Genomic DNA, 19,189 nt, shown 5'->3' on the forward strand with positions numbered 1-19,189 from the left:
GTCCAACATCAGACGTCTGACTTTTTACCGTTTACCGTTCGCCGGCATTATTCTCCAAAGCCTCTACAGCCAACACCAAAAACATATAATTGGTCGCACCGCCACCCATTACATATTCGGTTTGCTGCCAGAAAAAGGGCCACTCTTTTAACTCAGGCAAATCGGGACGGATCAGCGCGGTGCCCGAGATAACACCGCCGGGAATGTAAGACCAATCTGCGCGGTTCACCCCATAGGCCACCAGCGCCGAGTCGGACCCCACGCCCGAGGCAAAAGATTCCGTATTGCTGCCCGGGTGTACACCCAAGACAAAGTTTAAAGCATTGACATAAATATCCGCGTCCGCCAGCTGAGGCCAGGTTTTATGCACAAAATACTGCTTAACCCCAAACGCCTGAATGCCCCAACCGGCACCCCAAATGTGGGGCTCGTAAGGCACGCCGTAGGGTGTTTGCGCGGCTTGTTTTTGTACCCCGGCCTGCTGCTCGGCCACAGCGGCATTAATAGCCTGCATAAATTCCGCATCCCGCGTTTTCGCCACAACTCGGCCAATCACCCAGGCGGTATCGTCAATATTCTCGACCAGCTCACTCTGCATACTTAATAGCTGATCAATGTAGGCCTGTTTATCGGTAGCCAAAATCAGTTCGGCCAATGCAAACGCTTTAACACCGGTTTTATCTGTGTGCGCAAAGGCTTTTACAAACAGGTCTTCGGCGGCCGCCAACGCCTGCTGAGAAAGCTCGGGGTTGTAGTCGCGCAACACCCGCGAGGCGGCCGCCAGGCTGGCTACAGCATCCAACTCGCGCTCGGGGTTCTCCTCGGTAAACACCCAGCGATCATCCGGAGTGCCCGAGCGGCCTTCGCGCACCTCACCCGGCTCTAAACTCGGGTGATACACATAGTTATCCGTCTGCGCGCTGGCATCGCCTAACATTACATACTGATCCACCGTGGGTACAATAATGCCGCGATACAAACGCCCCAAGTTCTGATAGGCGCCCAACACACTTAATAACCCGTGTTCGATTTGCTGCAAAGCGTCGTTTTTGCCGTCGGCCTGATGAATTTCCACCAATTGTTTTTGCTGATCAATCATAGTGGCGTCGTAATCCAGACCAAACTCTTCCACCATCATCGACAGCAGCCAGACCGTGCCCATTTGCGACTCCACACGCAAGTCATAGTCACCGGCGTCGTGCCAGCCGCCTTTATTCAGGCCCGGCACCGGCTGTCCCGGATTAAACTTGGTTAAGGTGGAATCACCGGAAATATAGCCGTCGATATGGTTGTGATTAACGGGCGACATTAGCGCATCGTCGTGATGACACTTGTCGTGCCATACGCGGTATTTTTCGTTAACTCGCATATGACACATTTGCACCGGTAGGTAATACTCTAGGGTCGGTTGCCAAACATGGCGGGAGTAGACATCGGGCCCTATTTTGAAAGGCTCGGACTTTTCACCGCGGTACTCCAATTGGTACATACCGGGTTCGGCCACCTCACTAAAATCAAATTGCAAATAGTGATAGCGCAAAAACGAACCCCAAGGGCTGGGCTTTGCGGTTTTGACTTTTTCCGGCCCATCGCTGCCCAACTTAAGCAGAGTCACAGGATCGGTTTTGGTATCGCGACTGTCCTGCTCAATCACCGCGCGCTTCGCCTGGGATACACCGTAACCGAGTTGTGACACTTGAATAACCGGCTGATACTCCCAGTCGTCTATCACATGGGGAGTAATAATCCACTCAATGGCATTTTTACTCGCGCCCTTGGGCACTAGCGATCGTACTATATACCAGCCGTTATTGTGATTGGTACGCCCATCCCACAGCTGCAACTCGCCGCCTTTGACCCGGCGGATTTTCATTCGCTGGGTGTCATGTTCGGGGGCCACCACCAACTCATCACCCATGGCTAACGGGTCGGCCAACCACTCGCCGTGAACTTGCCGTAAAGGACCATTGGGCTGAGTGGGAAAAATACCCGTTTGCTCATCCATGATATACGACGCGCCGAACAAATCGCCGGGAAACAATTCAAAGTTAAAGCCCACTTTGCCAATCCACTCATCCGGCAAAGGCTGTTTTAAATCCACGCTGACTTTAACGCTATTGCCTTCCAGCGCTTCTACATGAACCTGATAGCTGAACTTTAGATCGGGATACTCAATGGGGTTAAAACCTTTGCGGTTTTTGCTTTCATCGGGGTAGGCCAAGGTTTGACTGATACGCTGGTTTTTCACATCCACATGGGCCTCGCCTACGCCGCGCGGCACTGGCGACCACTGACCAGGCGAGGTCTCCAAACGCAAATCACCATTGGCAGCGGTGCGCACCCCGTGCTGGATAATCGTCACCCCGGTTTGGTGGCCATCGGGGTAAATATCAGCAAACACGGTTACGTCTAGTCCCGGTGTGGAAAAATAGTTTTTCTCGTTAAGCTCTAACCCCTTGCCAGAAGCTGCAGAGCTGGCAAGCAGTAGTACTGCCGTCAGTAGCTGGTTCATGATCTCTCCTAATATTATTGTAAACTTATTTGAAATAATTCTTTCTGTGCTTAACTATTAGCCTGGCAATCATAATGGCCAGATTAATAGCCGGAACGCTATATCCGTTAACTTTTGTAACGTTTAGTTACCGATAAACGATACTATCGTAATCTTTCGCGAGAATGGACAGCAATTCATTCTGCACCCGGGTAGGAACCTTCTGCGATTCCATCGCTTTCATCAGGTTTTCTACAATTGCATTAAATTCTGTATCTGTATAGTCATGCCCAGCATGCACCACTTGCATTGAATCACCCTGGTACTGACACTCGTCACTGCTCACACTGCAAATGTACTGCACGAGTCCGGTGCGAAAACGTTCAATATCCACGCCGCGAAAACGCTCGATCACTCGTTCGTCCTGGGAAATATTAACGATCAGATGATAGACAATCGCGTCCACCCCCGGCTCGCCCCCGAGGCGCTGATATAAATTGGGTGACTGAGTTCCCGAGGCGCAGCCGAGCAAGGCCGTTAATACAAAAATACATAATATATATCGCATTAAAAACTCCCCTGGACGGACAAATACCACCCATCCTGATCCGGCAGGGTAGCCACTTCTCCCAAATCGACATAAGCTGCCACCAACGCAATGTGTTTATTGGGAAACCAAGCAACAAACGCCGTCTGCCAATCGTCTTCGCCGGCAAAAGATAAATTGTCAGGATTCTCGCGATATTCCGCGCCCACTAGCCAATGCTTGTTATAGAAAACACCCGCCGATAGTTCAGCCTGCCACTGATGATCATCGTTCAAGTCTCCGCCAAAACCGACCAACCCGGTTTGATTGGCACGGGTGTACCGGGCAACACCATTAAGCAACACGTTATAGCCAAAAAAACCTCCCAGATACACTTTGCTGGCGGCGAGATAAGCGTCGACATCACTGTCGCGTTTGGCACCGGCGGCGGCAGGGATAAAAAAATCGTGGTTATCTTTGTATTGCAACCCGGCACTTAGCTGTGGATAGGGAGTATAGAGAATATCACCCAACACTCTCACTTTTAGCCCCACCACCGATTGGCGAATGGTTTGGTCACTCACCCCCAACGCCGCCGAGAGCGTGGGATGATTCAAGCGCTGATCAGCGAACGAGAGTTCAACCCGATTGCGCCAGCTCCAACTGCCGCCAAAACTGGTGAGATCATAGTCGGGCACACGAACCCGACTGACAAAAACCGCACCGCCTTGCTCTTCGCGAGCGCCATAACCTGACAATACCGCCATGGGCACTATGCCCCCACCCGCGCTACCTTCGACCGTTGATGCGCCGCCAGTGGCAATAATTCGACTTCGATTTTCCTCCGCCAGTGACGGCAGTGCCATTAGCGTTAACGCAAGGGTCGCCGCCCAGAGTTTCATTGTGCCTCCTCGTGTAAATAGTCTTGTACCCATCGAGAAAAATCGTGTGCCGGTAGTGGTTTACTGTAAAAATACCCCTGCAAAATATCGCAGCCGTGATTTATTAACCAATCCCTTGCCCCGGCCGTTTCCACACCCTCGGCGGTCACTTTTAGTCCCAGGGTATGGCCCAGCTCAATGGTTGAACGAACAATTTGTCGATCTTCTTGATTAGTTTCCAGCTCTAACACAAAAGACTTGTCAATTTTTAGTTCGGATACCGGTAGACTTTTCATTTGTGACAAAGACGAGTAACCCGTGCCGTAGTCATCAATGGATATCAATAGACCCATAGCGTGTAAGCGTTCCAGATTTTTCAGGCTGCGCTCGGCCTCTTGCATAATCGCGCTTTCGGTAATTTCCAAACAAAAACTGGAAGCCGGCAGTTGGGATTCTCGCAATAGGCGCTGGATATACTCGGGAAAATCATCCTCAAGTAAATCCAGTGCCGACAGATTTACCGACATAGTGAGGTCAGTACCCAACGCTTGTAATTGACTTACCTGATGGACAGCAGTGCGCAACACCCAACGGGTAAGCAAGTGAATCTGGCCCGCGCTTTCAATAACCGCAATAAACTCTTCCGGATTTACAAAACCAAACTCCGGGTGTATCCAGCGAATTAACGCCTCGGCACCTAAGTTCTCACGGCTAAGGGGATCAACTTTGGGCTGAAAAAACAAACAAATTTCATCGCTCAGTAACGCCTGTTTAAAATCGGCAAATAGCTGCAGACGCCGCAAGTGGTCTTCGTCCCACCCCTGACGATAGGCGCAAATAAATTCGTTGGAGTGGCGCGCGTGATTGAGCGCTAAATTTGCCCGACGCAGCAGTCGCTCGGATGACTCCCCCTGGGCAGGGTAAAGCGCAAAGCCAATATTTAGCTCCACTTTAATATCCGAGCGCTCTAAATTAAGCGGACGATCAAGACACTCTTGTAACGAGCGGGCAAAGTCCGCAGCGTCCGGCTCAGAATCCACGGTTACCAGCAGCAAGAATTCGTCACTGCCCAAGCGTAGGACAGCCCCTGTATCGCCAACCTGGGCGACCAGCTGTTCGCCTACGGCGCGCAGGACTCGATCGCCCGTCTCAGAGCTCAAGGTGTCGTTAATCTGGGTAAACTTGCATATATCGGCAATGATGACCGCCAACACCCTGCCCGCAGCACGACACTCACCCATAGCACGCTCGAGCTGGGGAACAACCTGCGATCGATTGACCAAGCCGGTCAGGCTGTCGTGCTCGGCGTGGTAACGGATGGCCGTTTCCCGCTCGGCGATAGCCGATTGCATACGGTTAAAGGTGTGCGCGAGCTGCGAGAATTCATCACTACCGCGCACTTTAATCGGCGAGCTATAGTCGCCACCGGCAATGTGCCGGGCCACGTTAACCAACTGTTGCACCGGCCGGGTAACACTGCGCGCCAGCAACAACGCGATAACCACGGCCCCCAAGACAAACGAAAAGGCCAAGGTTAATAGCTGCGTATCCAGCACCGCAAAAGGCTTTAATGCCCGCGATAAAGGCACCTGTAAAACGGCGGTAATAGGCTGTGGCTCGCGGGCAATATTGACCGCGCTGCTGAGCATATCTCCGCTGCGCCAAATACGGCGAGGCTGCGCCTGCATCGCGGCTGGCTCAGCCAACAATAGAGCCTGAGCTTGCTGCCCCAGAGTGCCACTAAGATAAAAAGGCTGATTATCCAGCGCGGCAATAAACGAAACCTCCAGGTCGGTCAAACCCTGCAAATGAGTACTCAGAGATTGATCCACCTCGAAGCCGATACCGGCCGTACCTATTTGCAAAGGCGCCATAATTGGAGAGAGTACAAATTGATAGAGTTTGCCGTCGATTACCACAGGCAAATAACGGGGGCTGCCCGAGACCGGCGCAAGGCGTTCGAGTGCGGCAAAGCGCTCAGGCGGGGCCTCGACACTGCTGGCGACCAGTTGATTCTGATTATCCAGTACAATCGCCAAATCGGCCTGAATGCGCGCCGCGTGATTCACCAGCGCCGAGCGAATCGTTGCCTCATCAGCACTCGCTACCGCGTCTTTAAAGCCAAAGTCATCGGTTAGCACCCCCACCGATTGCGCCAGCTGTTGCACGCGGGTCTGCATCAACTGGGTAAAAAGCTCGCTGCCCTTTTCCAGCTGACGGTAGGCGTCTTCCATCACGGCATCGCGGATCACCGTTCGGGTGGCGATATAACTACTGACCTGCAAGACTACCACCAGCCCCAGTAGTATCAGCACTAACTTGGCGCGATAACTAAGCCTCATGTCTAAGGCCCAAACAGAGTCTCTAGCTCCGTCTTTTCCTCGACTTGGCGCGGGTCTGGTTGTAAGTCTCCCAGGTTCACACTGACATGAGCACCACTCTTGGCCGTAACGGTTTGTTCCGTCACGGCCTTGACTCTAGGGTGTTGTACTTCCAGCCGGTAATCCCCTGCAGGAACCTCCAGGCTGATCTCACCGCGGGCATCTGTTAAGCCAAAATATGGCGTGTCGACCACATAGATATAGCCCAGCATGGAATCGTGGATATTACACCCCAGCACCACTTGACCGGCTTGGGCGAAGGTGACGGGCTTGGCCGTTGTGCCGTGGTACAGTCGCAACTCAAAGCGCTTAGCCGGCGAAAATGAATACACGTGATGGCGAATATCATCGCTGTTAGGGAAGGTCACCTCTGTGCCCGTCTGCACCACCAGCACTTCGGGTACAAACTGCCGGTCGCGCTGATCCATAACCGCCTGCCCCAGGCCCTGCTGCGGTGGGGCACTACTAGCGTAAAGTGCGACAATTGCATTGCTCAGGGGGCGATCCCGATCATCGACCACATTAACCTGTAGCGCTCGCAGCGGCATACTTACCAGTAACAAGACAGCCACCCAAAGCCCGGTTGCACGCATATTCTTGCCCCTATTGTGGGTTTAGACGTCAGCCCAGTTTACACTGATTTCGGCCCTCTGCCTTGGCATCATACAACGCCCTATCGGCGCGGGCGAATACCTCGGCTTCGGTGTCTTCGGGGCGAAACTCGGCAATTCCCATGGATACGCTCACCTTAACCGGCGAGCCTTTAAAGCTAAAACCGGTACTGGCAATAGCGGCGCGAATTTGGTCCAGCACTTTAAAGGCTTGCTCTGCCGTGGTTTCGGGCATGATCACCACAAACTCTTCGCCCCCATAGCGGCCAAAAAAATCCACCTCGCGCAAGCGTTTGCTTATCGCCTGGCTAAGGACTTTTAAAACTCTATCACCCGCTTGATGGCCCAGAGTATCGTTAATATTTTTAAAATAGTCCAAGTCGCACACCGCCAGCACCAAGGGATTACCATAGCGGCGAAAGCGCTGGGCCTCCAGCTCAATCCGCTCGTTATAAGCTTCGCGGTTGGGCACGCCGGTGAGCGGATCGCACAGGGCTTTAGCCCGCTGCTCTTCTAACACCTGTTTATTTTTTTGCGCCTCTGATTCCAAGTCCCGCAGTTTTTGCGCCAGAACCCCTAACTGACTGAGCATAGGCGCCGCCTCGTCGGAGCGCTGACGGTAACTGTCGAGCGCCGCGCGAATGCTGCCCAAGCGGCTTTGCACCTGGTCTTTCAATTCGTTTAAGTCAGTTGCGTCACGGGTCTGAGTTTCCAGGCGAACAAATTCGGCCAGCATATCCTCGTGCATGGTCTGCGAGGCAGACTGTAAATCATCGCCACTGGCGCGGGCGCCGTCTAAAGCGGCATAAATTTCCGCCAGCTCCAGATTCACGTTATTAAGGTAGGCGGCAAACGTCCGAGTAGCGGCCATGTAGGCGGCCATGACCAAGTCTCGCACCTCTTCCAGCACCGGTATTAAATCGGCGTTACGCAATCCCGCCTTGAGACGCTCTTGCAGGGTGTTTACCCGTTCGGGTTGCAGGGCCTGGGCCTCTACGCTCTGGAGTAAATCGGTAATAATTTTGCGCAGATTTTCTGAAACGGTTTCACTGTCGCGCAAGCTGGCGTTGGGGTTGAGCTCGAACAAGACCCGGTCGGCTTTACCGGAAGTGGGCAACTGACCGTCATCTTCACTAGCGTCATGCTCGATGGCGTCGGCGCTTTTTTCCCGCCCCATAAGGCGAGACAAAAAGCCCCCAGATTCGCCGTTTTCGGTGCTGGCCTCACTCAGCACTTGGGCCTGTAGAGTCGCAATTTGCCTGAGTAGATGCGGATAGTTTTGTAGCAAGTCTTGCTGACGGCTGACCTCTTGGGCCAGAGAGCGCAACTGCTTTTTGACCGGCCGCGGCGGATCGCGCGCAAGCAAAGGCGCCACCAGCGACTGCATGGTCTTGCGCATTTCATCTGCCGATTGCTCGCGCGTCGTGTCAAATTCCAATAAAACTTTATCAAGCCCGCGCAGGGTATCGGCTAACTGGCCATCTTGCTCGGCGCGTACACTGCTGCGCAGTACCTCCAGAGCGCTGTCTAATTCAGACTGCTGTCCTTCAGCGGCGACACTCACCCGCACCAGCGCACGTCTGAGCAGTTGTAGCTGCTCATTATGAGCCTGCTCCAGGGCCTCCTGCTGATCCAGGATATGGAGGTACTTATCCTTCCACTTGTCGTTAGTCGGGTCGCTCATATTGGCACTTAATCCGTTTTTTGGTCATTTTATTATAGGAGGCCTTAACAAACGAGCACAAAAAACCCGCCGGCGATTGCTCGCGGGCGGGTTTTTCATACCACCGACAATTACTTCTCGGCGCGTATTTTTTCGACCAGATAGTCGGCCACTTGTAACATTTCTTCGTGTCCACCGGCGCCGCTGGCGCTAATGGTGTAGCGGCCGTCAATCACCAGCTCGGGCGTGCCGCTGATTTGATAGGCGCGGGCCTTGGCATCGCTTTGGCGAATTTGACTGTCGACCCCAAAGCTTTCAAAGGTTTTGGTGAACTTGTCTTTATCAATGTCGTACTGAGCGTAAAAATCGGCAAAGCTCTCGACCGAGCCAAAGCGGGTGCGCTGCAGGTGAATGGCATTGAACAGGTCCATATGCGCCTGGTCCAAAATACCCATAGCCTTAGCGGTATAAAAGGCACGGGCGTAGGGCTCCATCTGCGAGGCCCACACGACGGGGGTCTGTACTACGTTCACATCGTCAGCCTGCTTCTTTTTCCACGCGCTGAACAGCGGGTCGAAGCGGAAACAGTGGCCACAGGTGTAGGCGAACATTTCGCGCACTTCAATTTTGTCGGCATCGTCGGTACGCACCGGCTCGGCCAGCTCGGTATAGTGCGTGCCCTCTTGATAGGGTGCGGCGGAGTCGCTGTCCTGGGCGCAGGCCACCAAACTAAACATAAATCCGAATACGGCTAACAACACTCGCATGTTAATGCTCCATCTAATAATGACTATTGGTGGGGTTTAGACCCATCCAAACTAACAAGTTCCGGCCACAAAAAAGGCGACCTAAGTCGCCTTCTTTCTACAGGCCGGTATTAATTCAGGCCGGCAATGTAATTCGCTACCGCTTTAATTTCAGCGTCGCTGAGGTGCTTGGCCGCCATACGCATGATCGAGGCATCACCGTCGTTAGTGCGCTCGCCACCGCGGAAAGCTTTAAGCTGCTTTTCAATGTACTCGGCGTACTGACCACCCAGGCGCGGGTACGCCGCCGGGGCGTTGCCCTGGCCGGTAGGAGAGTGACAACCAATACACGCCGGCACGCCGGTTTCCAGGTTACCCGCGCGGTACAGATGCTCGCCCAGCTCCAGCGCGTCTACGTCGGCGCCGGTGTTGACCTTAACGGTCATTTCTTTAGAACCGCTCAACTGCATGGTCTGATCGGCATAAAAAGCGGCGATATCGGCCAGATCCTGTTCGCTCATACCGCTCAGAATCCCGGTCATTTCGGGAATCGCGCGACCAATGCTGGCTTTGTCCTCGCCAGTGGCTTTATCCCACGCCTGAATATCTTGCAGCTGTTTTAACAGGTAAGCCTCGCCCAGGCCCGCAATTTTAGGGAATGTAGGGGCGGGGCTGTTACCATCGCTGCCATGACATGCGGCACACACCGCCACTTTATCGGCGCCTGCGGTCGCATCGCCCGCGGCGTAAGCCCCAGAGGTGGCACCCAGAGCAATCAGCAAAGTTAATACGTGTTTTTTCATTGGCTAACCTGTGACATCGTCATTTTTTTGTGTTGGCGAAACTGCCTGAGAGCATCTTGACGTAAGGGCCAGGCAAATCCCTGCCAGAATCCACTGGCACGGGCCGGTTGCAGCGGGCATTATATACTAATTGACCGATCACAAAAGGGGCGCCAACCACCCCCCGCAATACCGAGCTATACAATCCATGAGCCAACGTATACATTTTAACCAAGCGTTCTTTACCCAGAGCGCCCCCAGCATTCGCGAATGCCCCCCGGAATCCGGCCGCGAAGTGGCCTTTGCGGGGCGTTCTAACGCGGGTAAATCCAGCGCCTTGAACACCCTGACCAACAATTCCAAGCTGGCACGCACCAGTAAAACCCCGGGGCGCACCCAGCTGATTAACTATTTTGAGCTGGGTGAAGATACCCGCCTGGTGGATTTACCCGGCTACGGCTACGCCAAGGTATCGCGCGCGATGAAAGACCGCTGGCAGGAAAACCTGTCGGAATATCTGCACGAGCGCCAGTGCCTGGCGGGCCTGGTGGTGGTAATGGACATCCGCCACCCCATGCAAGAGCACGACACCCTGGTTATTAACTGGGCGATTGAGGCCAAAATGCCCGTGCATCTGCTGCTGACCAAAGCCGACAAGCTAAAGAGGGGACCGGCGCAAAATACCCTGCTACAGGTGAAAAAATCTCTGAAAGAGGCCGGGGTGGACGATTTGATTAGCGTGCAGACCTTCTCTTCATTAAAACGAGCGGGGCTGGATCAGCTGCAAAGCAAAATAACAGGCTGGCTATTGGACGAGCCGACGGGCGAATAACAGGCAAAAAAAAGCCGATAACGAATGTTATCGGCTGCAATACTGACACCCTTGGGGGTTGATGCCAGTTACGGATCACCATGCTAAGCAGTGTGTTGCTGTTTACTGAGACTAGCGGTTAAGCGGTAAGTTCACCGCAAAGTGTAAAAGTTTGTGATGGGCTTGGCGTTTTGCACTCATTTAACCGCTATCGCCCCTAAAGGCGAGATAAAACCGCCAATCGAGGGATAAAAAAAACCCCAACCAGGGGATTGGGGTTTAGCGTCAGAAGTCTTTCTGCCAAATTGACCCGAAGGCCAAACGAGGAGGAGCTCATGAAAAATCAACGTAACTCTTCAGTGTGCTGACTCTTGGAGGGCTCGATTTCAGAAAAGTTCAAAAAATCTGCAATTTTTTCTAAAAAACCTCAAATAAAACGAAAATGCAGCTTAATGCGCCTCATCCCAGCTATCGCCCACCTCGGCTTCGACGATAAGCGGTACGGCGAGTTCCGCGGCCTGGCTCATACGTTCAATTAACCCTTCGCGCACAGCATCCACCTGGTCTTCGGCCACTTCCAGCACCAGCTCATCGTGCACCTGCATGACAATACGGGCATCTAACTCGCTATCGTTAAGCCAATGGGCCACGGTGACCATCGCCAGCTTAATAATATCCGCCGCCGTCCCCTGCATGGGGGCATTAATGGCTGTGCGCTCGGCGGCCTGCTGCAGCATTTTATTGCGGGCGTTGATTTCGGGCAGGTACAAACGGCGCCCTTGCAGGGTTTCCACGTAGCCTTTTTCATGGGCCAGAGCGCGAGTTTCATCCATATAGCGGGCGACACCCGGGTAGCGCTCGAAATAGCGGTCGATATAACTCTGGGCCTCATTGCGGGGCAGCCCCAGCTGCTTGCCCAGGCCAAAGGCCGACATACCGTAGATAAGGCCAAAGTTGATGGCCTTGGCGCGGCGGCGCATTTCGTCGGTCACCTTATCCAGGTCGGTGGCAAATACCTCGGCCGCCGTGGCGCGGTGCACGTCTAAGTTTTCGGCAAAAGCGTTAAGCAAGCCTTTGTCTTCAGATAAGTGCGCCATAATCCGCAGTTCAATCTGGGAATAATCCGCCGCCAGCACCTTGTAGCCCTTGGGCGCCACAAAGGCCTTGCGGATGCGCCGCCCCTCTTCGGTCCGAATAGGGATATTCTGCAGGTTGGGATCGGCCGAAGACAGCCGCCCGGTGGCGGTAACCGCCTGATGATAAGAAGTATGTACCCGCCCCGTCTGGGGGTTGATCATCTTGGGCAGCTTGTCGGTGTAGGTGGATTTAAGCTTGGCCAGGCTGCGATACTGCAAAATCAGTTTAGGCAGCGGGTAATCTAATGCCAGCTCCTGCAAGACCTCTTCAGCGGTGGAAGGGGCGCCGGTTTTGGTTTTTTTAACCACCGGCAGTTCCAGCTCTTCAAACAGAATCACCCCCAACTGCTTGGGTGAACTTAAATTGAACTCTTTACCGGCAATATCAAAGGCCTCGCGCTCCAGGGCCGTCAAACGCTCTTCCAGCTCCTGGCTGTGTTTGCCCAATTGCGCGGCATCTATCAGCACTCCGGTGCGCTCGATATCTGCCAGCACCGGCACCAGGGGCATTTCAATATCCAATAAAACCCGGCGCAACGACTCGTCTTTTTCGATATCCGGCCACAGATGCTGGTGCAGACGCAGAGTGATATCCGCGTCTTCGGCGGCGTAGGGTGCGGCGTCTTCGACTTTAATCTGATTAAACGTCAGCTGCTTGGCACCCTTGCCGGCAATATCCTGGTAGTGAATGGTATTGGTATTCAGATAGCGCTGGGCCAACGAATCCATATCGTGCCGACCGGCCACCGAGTTGTAGATATAAGACTCCAGCATGGTGTCCCAGGCAATGCCGCGCAAAGTAATGCCATGATTGGCCAGCACATTGCGGTCGTACTTAAGGTTTTGCCCCACCTTGGCTTTACTGTCGTCTTCCAGCAGCGGCTTCAGTTGCTCCAGCACCCAATCGCGATCCAGCTGCTCGGGCGCCTCAAGGTAATCGTGCGCCAGGGGCACATAGGCGGCTTTGCCCGCCTCCACCGCAAAAGACACCCCCACTATCTGCGCCTCCATGGCGTGCAGGCTGGTGGTCTCGGTATCGAAGGCGAAGACTTCGGCCTGTTTTAATCGCTGCAGCCAGACATCAAAGTCTGGCTTCTCTAAAACGGAATCGTAGTGAACACTTACTTCTTCTGCAGGAGCGACTACAGATGCCTCGACATCGGGATCAGCGCTCAGTTCGTCAATCCAAGCTTTAAACTCCATGCGCTCATACAGCCCCAGCAAAGCTTCTTTATCCGGCTCGCCCAGGGCAATATCGTCCACCGCCACATGCAGGGGGACATCCACTTTAATGGTGGCCAACTGATAGGACAGATAAGCTTGATCTTTGTGCTCCTCGAGCTTTTCGGGCATTTTTTTAGCGCCGCGAAACCCCAGCTCGCGAATGGATTCCAGGTTGTCGTAAAGCGCGTCCAGCCCCCCTACTCCGGCCAGCAGCGCCTTGGCGGTTTTTTCGCCCACGCCGGGAACACCGGGAATATTGTCGACTTTATCCCCCATCAGAGCGAGAAAATCGATCATCAGCTCGGGGCCAAAACCGTATTTCTCGCGCACCCCATCTTCATCCAGCTGGGTGCCATTCATGGTGTTTACCAACGTCACCTTGTGATTGACCAGCTGCGCCATGTCTTTGTCGCCGGTGGAAATTACCACCGGGCGACCATCGTCTTTGGCCTGGGCGGCGAGCGTACCAATCACATCATCGGCCTCGACGCCTTCCTCTATTAAAAGCGGCAGCCCCATCGCGCGAATAATCTCGTGAATAGGTTCTACCTGGGGCCGCAAGTCATCGGGCATGGGTGGGCGCTGGGCCTTGTACTCGGCAAACAGCTCATCGCGAAAGGTTTTGCCCTTGGCATCAAACACCACCGCCACCGGGCTGCCGGGGTAATCCGCCAGCAGACGGCGAATCATACTGATAACACCTTTAACGGCGCCCGTGGGCTCACCTTTGGCATTGGTGAGCGGCGGCAGTGCGTGATAGGCGCGGTACAGATAGGAAGATCCATCCACGAGGACAACGGGTGACTGATCGGTCATAGCGAGTGTTTTGGCCTTTGCAGTAACAGAAAAGGTGAAGGATACACCAAACCCGCGTCCGGCTGTTTGTCCGACAAAGTGTTACCTTGGCGCACAAAGCATCCTAGATATCGGTTTTTATAAAAGTTTTACCGAAAACAGCCTTTTATAGTCGTTTTTAATGGCCTTTATAGAATAAAAACCTATGATTTGACTGGACATTAACCAGAATTTTGTTACCATGAGTAACACAAGGTAACAGGACGCCAAAAGCGCCGACACCTTACACGCCAAAGCGACACACCAGCGTTTTGGTATCACCAACCAACGGAGGGAAATCTTATGAAGACCTATGGTGTATTACTGGCAGGGTTACTACTCGCCTCAGGCGCGGTAGCTGATGAAGCCAAAACCGACGTGAACGACAGCCTTATCCTGGCCGCCGCCGAGCGTTCGGAAAACATCCGCTTTGAAATCGATACCCCGGATAACACCGCGGCGATTAAAGTGGTTGATCTGGAAATGACTGCTAAGTCTGACGAACTGGCCGACAAAATCAGCGACAAGCTGAACGCCAAGTTTGAAGAAGATATGAAGCGTCAACTGGGGCTGTAAGCCTCGGTCCTAGCGTGTGAGAAGATTCCCAAAGGAAGGTGTGGCCACTGACACTTTTCCCAGGGATATTCCCACAAGCTGTTTCCAACTACGGGGTTAATCGACCCAGTTCACATATTTCATTTACGCTTATTCAAGCGATATTTGCGCGGCTACACTTTGTTAAGGATGACCCAATACACAGGGAGAGACCTTAGTGAGCGCCAAGCAAATATTTTCACCTGCCGGCATTTATCGGCTCCAGCAACTCGCCAACCTAATGTACCGGCACACAGGCGTGCGCCATCGTTTATCGTCAAGTGACAATCAACTCGCCCTTTTACGAGCGGGCTTTTCCGCGCCCGAGCGAGATATTCAAGCCTGCTGTAGGCACCTGCTAGAAACTCTGACGCCGCAACAGCGAACTTGGCTTGCCAACGAGGGGGTAACCCCAGACAGCCTATCCTCCCTTCGAAGCCGCGAGACAGGCTGAGAACGATTGCCCTAAGCGCATGAGTAACTCAGCGTAGGTATTCGCTCGCTCATTGGCGGCTAAAGGGTCCAGCTCGGCGCTGCGCAAGTCCAGCTTGTGCGCCAAATCCCGCGCAGCCCGGGTGTCGGCATAGGGCTCGGTAAACAAGCACACAGCCTCGGCGCCCAAATGCTGTTGCAGGTGGTATAGGTGTCGCGCACCGGGCGTTTGCTCGGGGGTCAAGCTGACAAAATCCACCTGATTTAAGCCAAAATGGTCGACAAAGTGTCGGTATCCGTCGTGATAGACTGCAAAACCTTGATCTTTCACCTTGCTTAACATGTTTTCTAACTCGGCGTCCAACAGGTCAATCTGGGCGGCGAACGCCTCCACCCGTCGCCGATAATCGACGGCGTTGGCGGGGCGCAACTCGGCCAGGCGCTCGCCCAAAGCCCGTGCCACCACCACCGCGTTACGCGGATTCAACCACAGGTGCATATCCGCCCCATCGCCGTGGTGGTGATGATCGTGATCGTGGTCGTGACTCGCGCCGGCCTCGGGCCACTCCAGCCCAGCCAACTCGGACAGGGTCAGCAGCTTTTGTGCCTGACTTTGCAAGGGCTTGCGCAAAAAGGTTTCCAGCTCGGGCCCCACCCATAGCAAAAGGTCGGCATCGTCCAGCAAACGGCGGTCTGACATCCGCAAATTGTAGGCGTGGGGCGAAACGCCGGGAGGCAATAAGGTCACCACTTGGTCGTCCTCAGCGGTGATTTCTCTGGCGATTAACGCCAGAGGCTTGATGCTGGTCACCAGCTCAAGCGGCTGGGCATAGACCTGAGAGGACATGGCCGTTGCGGCCAGCAATACCAACGCGCGCCAAGCGGCGACTATTCGGGGAAACAAAGGAGATAACATAGTGATCACGGCGGACTGAACAAAGATAGTTATATTATAACATATTCGTTATACTATTATTTATGACTGATAAAGAACCCCTCGCTTTCACCCGCCACAACCACAGCCATTGCGTCAGCGATGCGCTGCAGGCCGCCGTTGCTATATGTACCGAGCGGGGGGCGCGCCTAACCGCTATTCGCCAGCAGGTGCTGGAGCTTATCTGGCAAAGTCATAAGCCTCTGGGCGCCTATGCGCTGCTAGACCAGCTGGCCGAGAAGTCCACCAAACCCGTGGCACCACCCACGGTTTACCGGGCGCTGGATTTTCTGCTGGAGCAAAAGCTGATTCACCGCATTGCGGCGATTAACGCGTTTATTGGCTGCCCGCATCCGGATCACAACCACGCCAGTCACTTTTTTCTCTGCGATGACTGCGGCCGGGCCGAGGAAATTCACTCTAAATCGGTCAGCAACAGCATCAAAAAAGCCGCCACCGAGGCGGGTTTTGCGGTTCAGTCCCAATCGCTAGAGGTTTTTGGGTTATGCCCCGATTGCCGAACCCAGGACGGCCATGATTCCTGATACCGCCGAATTACTGGTACAGGCGCAGCACCTGAGTGTCGAGCGCGGTGGCCGCACCCTGTTAGACAGCGCCGACCTGGCGGTTCACGCCGGTGAAATTGTCACTTTAATCGGCCCCAACGGCGCGGGTAAAACCACCTTGGTGCGGACCATACTGCAGCTAATGCAGCACAACCGGGGCAAACTCTACCGTAAGCCCGGCTTGCGCATCGGCTATATGCCGCAAAAGCTGCACATCGATCCCAGCTTGCCCCTAACCGTCGAACGCTTCTTAACCCTGGGCGGCGCAACCAAAGCACAGGCCCACAAGGCACTGGAACGCACCGGCGCCGAGCACCTGCTCAAACAGCCATTGCAATCGCTATCCGGCGGTGAAACCCAGCGAGTACTGCTGGCCCGCGCCCTGCTGCAACAGCCCGAGCTGCTGGTGTTGGACGAGCCGGTGCAGGGAGTAGACGTCGCCGGACAAGCCGCCCTGTACGCGCTGATCAATGAGCTGCGCCATGAATTAGGTTGCGGCGTGTTATTAATTTCCCACGATTTACACCTGGTAATGGCCAATACCGATACCGTGGTCTGCCTTAACGGCCATGTGTGCTGTCAGGGCCACCCGTCGCAAGTCACCGCCGACCCGGCCTATCTGGAATTATTCGGCCACCGCGCCGAAGCGCAGATTGCCCTGTATACCCACCATCATGACCACGCTCACGACCAGTGCGGTGAAATTGATCCGGAGCACTCCCACCATGCCTGAGTTTTTGCTCCTGGCCCTGGCGGCAGGCTTGGGTGTGGCGCTCATTGCCGGGCCCTTGGGGTGTTTCGCCGTATGGCGCCGCATGGCCTATTTTGGCGATACCATGGCCCACTCGGCGCTCTTGGGGGTTACCTTTGGTTTAATACTCGAAGTCAACCTAAACGCCGCCGTAGCCGTGGGGTGTTTGCTACTGGCCCTCGCCCTGGTGGCCCTGCAGCGCAGCCGCCAGTTGGCCACCGATACCCTGCTGGGCATTCTCTCGCACTCCACCCTGGCACTGGGTTTGGTTGCCATTAGTGTGATTAGCCCTGGGCGCATTAATTTAATGGGCTATTTATTTGGTGATATTCTCGCCACCACCGGCGCCGATGTGATTACCATCTGGCTGGTGGCGGCGTTTGTAATGGCCGCGCTCATCTGGCTGTGGAAACCTCTGCTGGCAATCACCGTGCACGAGGATTTAGCGCGCGTAGAGGGCGTACATGTCAGTGCCGTGCGCACCGCACTGATGCTGTTAATGGCCTTGGTAATTGCCATCGCCATGAAAGTCGTGGGTGTTTTATTAATTACCGCTCTGCTGATTATTCCCGCCGCCGCTGCCCGACGCTTAAGTCACACCCCCGAACAAATGGCCGTCACCGCCAGTGCAATAGGCGCAAGCTCGGTCATCGGCGGGCTGGCCGCCTCGTTTATCTGGGACTGGCCCGCCGGCCCCGCCATCGTCCTCGCCGCCGCGGCGGGTTTTGTTCTTTCGCTGGCCCTCTCCACACTGCGCCGCTGATGAAATCGATATCGGTGCCAGTAGTAAAGGTTAGCTGAAACGTCTGACGTCAGTCTTCCGACATCAGACAGCGTTTCATTTCCACTCCCCCTCCGCCATTACCCAACCTAACAATGTCACCAAACCTTCACCATTTTGTTGTCTCACTGTCATAGCTTGTGCGCAGTATTTGGCCAACGCAACGCTGAGGCCGCAGCCATGACAACACCAACTGCTCCCGAGTCTTTTTCTTCTGCCACACCCAAACCCGCCGCCCCCCAAAGCGCAACAACCAGCCCCCTGATCAAAGGTCGCACCGTGTGGATATCCGATATTCACCTGGGCTCGCGCGATTGCAAAGCCGAGTATCTGCTCAAGTTTCTCGACAACATCAGTTGCGATACCTTGTATCTGGTGGGCGATATTATCGACATGTGGGCAATGAAGAAAAAATTTCGCTGGCCACAACAGCACTATAACGTGATGCTTAAGCTGTACGAGCTAGCAAACAACGGCACGCGGATAATCTATGTGCCGGGCAATCACGATGAACCTATGCGTCGCTTTACCGGCAATTTATTTGGCCCGATTGAAATTATTGAAGAACACGAATACACCTGCGCCGACGGCAAGCGTTACTTAATCATGCACGGCGACGCTATGGACGCTTATATTAATTTATCCCACCTGACCCGGTTTGTGGGGGATATCGGCTACGGGCTTTTATTGTTTATCAATCGCTGGGCCAACCGCTGGCGCAAGCTAATGCGTCGCCCCTACTTTTCTCTGGCAGGGATGATTAAGAATAATATTAAAGGCGCCAAGCACGCCATAGAAACCTACCAAAAAGAAGCAACCGACGAAGCACGCCGACGCGGTTTTGACGGCGTTATCTGCGGCCATATCCACTACCCGGATATGTGTGAAGAAAACGGTATTCGCTACTGCAACACCGGCGACTGGATTGAAAACTGCACTGCCATCGTGGAAGACTTTTCGGGGGAAATGCGGCTTTTGCACTACAGTGATCAGGTGCAATGGCAAGAGGCGACTGACAACAAAGTCGCCCAGGCAGCATAACTGT

Annotated in this window: 16 protein-coding genes; 6 read left to right on the forward strand and 10 right to left on the reverse strand. The window is 54.2% G+C overall.

The window, feature by feature from the left end:
* Positions 1 to 31: 31 nt before the first annotated feature.
* The 8 genes from M6D89_RS11950 to M6D89_RS11985 all read right to left on the reverse strand — a co-directional run bounded on the left by M6D89_RS11950 (position 32) and on the right by M6D89_RS11985 (position 10,102).
* Positions 32 to 2,512, reverse strand: a complete 2,481-nt coding sequence (locus M6D89_RS11950) for a glycoside hydrolase family 9 protein (RefSeq protein ID WP_253968302.1) — start codon at positions 2,510 to 2,512, stop codon at positions 32 to 34.
* Between the two features lie 127 nt (positions 2,513 to 2,639).
* Positions 2,640 to 3,059: a group I truncated hemoglobin gene (locus M6D89_RS11955; protein ID WP_253968303.1), complete on the reverse strand. Its 420-nt coding sequence runs from the start codon at positions 3,057 to 3,059 to the stop codon at positions 2,640 to 2,642.
* Positions 3,059 to 3,919: a DUF3034 family protein gene (locus M6D89_RS11960; RefSeq protein WP_253968304.1), complete on the reverse strand. Its 861-nt coding sequence runs from the start codon at positions 3,917 to 3,919 to the stop codon at positions 3,059 to 3,061. The genes M6D89_RS11955 and M6D89_RS11960 overlap by 1 nt, the downstream gene beginning before the upstream one ends.
* Positions 3,916 to 6,240: a putative bifunctional diguanylate cyclase/phosphodiesterase gene (locus M6D89_RS11965; protein ID WP_253968305.1), complete on the reverse strand. Its 2,325-nt coding sequence runs from the start codon at positions 6,238 to 6,240 to the stop codon at positions 3,916 to 3,918. Before M6D89_RS11965 ends, M6D89_RS11960 begins: the two co-directional genes overlap by 4 nt.
* A gap of 2 nt (positions 6,241 to 6,242) precedes the next feature.
* The gene (locus tag M6D89_RS11970; RefSeq protein ID WP_253968306.1) at positions 6,243 to 6,872 is read right to left on the reverse strand and encodes a methylamine utilization protein; all 630 of its coding nucleotides are present in this window, start codon (positions 6,870 to 6,872) and stop codon (positions 6,243 to 6,245) included.
* A gap of 28 nt (positions 6,873 to 6,900) precedes the next feature.
* Complete coding sequence (locus M6D89_RS11975; RefSeq protein WP_253968307.1) at positions 6,901 to 8,574, reverse strand: GGDEF domain-containing protein; 1,674 nt, start codon at positions 8,572 to 8,574, stop codon at positions 6,901 to 6,903.
* Positions 8,575 to 8,684: 110 nt separating this feature from the next.
* A complete protein-coding gene (locus tag M6D89_RS11980) occupies positions 8,685 to 9,320 on the reverse strand; it encodes a thiol:disulfide interchange protein DsbA/DsbL (RefSeq protein WP_253968308.1) in 636 nt (211 codons plus the stop codon).
* Positions 9,321 to 9,430: 110 nt separating this feature from the next.
* Positions 9,431 to 10,102, reverse strand: coding sequence for a c-type cytochrome (locus tag M6D89_RS11985; protein ID WP_253968309.1), 672 nt, complete (start codon positions 10,100 to 10,102; stop codon positions 9,431 to 9,433).
* 187 nt (positions 10,103 to 10,289) lie between these two features.
* On the opposite strand from M6D89_RS11985, the gene yihA reads away from it, so the two are divergent.
* On the forward strand, positions 10,290 to 10,913 hold the full coding sequence (gene yihA / locus M6D89_RS11990) for a ribosome biogenesis GTP-binding protein YihA/YsxC (RefSeq protein ID WP_253968310.1): 624 nt from the start codon (positions 10,290 to 10,292) through the stop codon (positions 10,911 to 10,913).
* A 428-nt stretch (positions 10,914 to 11,341) separates the two neighbouring features.
* Here yihA and polA read toward each other — a convergent pair whose 3' ends face one another.
* A complete protein-coding gene (polA, locus tag M6D89_RS11995; protein WP_253968311.1) occupies positions 11,342 to 14,068 on the reverse strand; it encodes a DNA polymerase I in 2,727 nt (908 codons plus the stop codon).
* Between the two features lie 321 nt (positions 14,069 to 14,389).
* On the opposite strand from polA, the gene M6D89_RS12000 reads away from it, so the two are divergent.
* Positions 14,390 to 14,662 (forward strand): hypothetical protein, encoded by a 273-nt coding sequence (locus M6D89_RS12000; RefSeq protein WP_253968312.1) that lies wholly within the window; start codon positions 14,390 to 14,392, stop codon positions 14,660 to 14,662.
* A gap of 439 nt (positions 14,663 to 15,101) precedes the next feature.
* Here M6D89_RS12000 and M6D89_RS12005 read toward each other — a convergent pair whose 3' ends face one another.
* Positions 15,102 to 16,028: a metal ABC transporter solute-binding protein, Zn/Mn family gene (locus M6D89_RS12005; RefSeq protein ID WP_253968313.1), complete on the reverse strand. Its 927-nt coding sequence runs from the start codon at positions 16,026 to 16,028 to the stop codon at positions 15,102 to 15,104.
* Between the two features lie 62 nt (positions 16,029 to 16,090).
* Here M6D89_RS12005 and M6D89_RS12010 point away from each other — a divergent pair, with 62 nt between their 5' ends.
* The 4 genes from M6D89_RS12010 to M6D89_RS12025 all read left to right on the forward strand — a co-directional run bounded on the left by M6D89_RS12010 (position 16,091) and on the right by M6D89_RS12025 (position 19,185).
* A complete protein-coding gene (locus tag M6D89_RS12010; protein WP_253968314.1) occupies positions 16,091 to 16,591 on the forward strand; it encodes a Fur family transcriptional regulator in 501 nt (166 codons plus the stop codon).
* Complete coding sequence (gene znuC / locus M6D89_RS12015) at positions 16,581 to 17,345, forward strand: zinc ABC transporter ATP-binding protein ZnuC (protein ID WP_253968315.1); 765 nt, start codon at positions 16,581 to 16,583, stop codon at positions 17,343 to 17,345. Before M6D89_RS12010 ends, znuC begins: the two co-directional genes overlap by 11 nt.
* Complete coding sequence (locus tag M6D89_RS12020; RefSeq protein WP_253968316.1) at positions 17,338 to 18,126, forward strand: metal ABC transporter permease; 789 nt, start codon at positions 17,338 to 17,340, stop codon at positions 18,124 to 18,126. The genes znuC and M6D89_RS12020 overlap by 8 nt, the downstream gene beginning before the upstream one ends.
* 198 nt (positions 18,127 to 18,324) lie before the next feature.
* On the forward strand, positions 18,325 to 19,185 hold the full coding sequence (locus M6D89_RS12025) for a UDP-2,3-diacylglucosamine diphosphatase (protein ID WP_253968317.1): 861 nt from the start codon (positions 18,325 to 18,327) through the stop codon (positions 19,183 to 19,185).
* Positions 19,186 to 19,189 lie beyond the last annotated feature (4 nt).

It is taken from the genome of Gilvimarinus xylanilyticus (genome assembly GCF_024195295.1).
Lineage (GTDB): Bacteria > Pseudomonadota > Gammaproteobacteria > Pseudomonadales > Cellvibrionaceae > Gilvimarinus > Gilvimarinus xylanilyticus.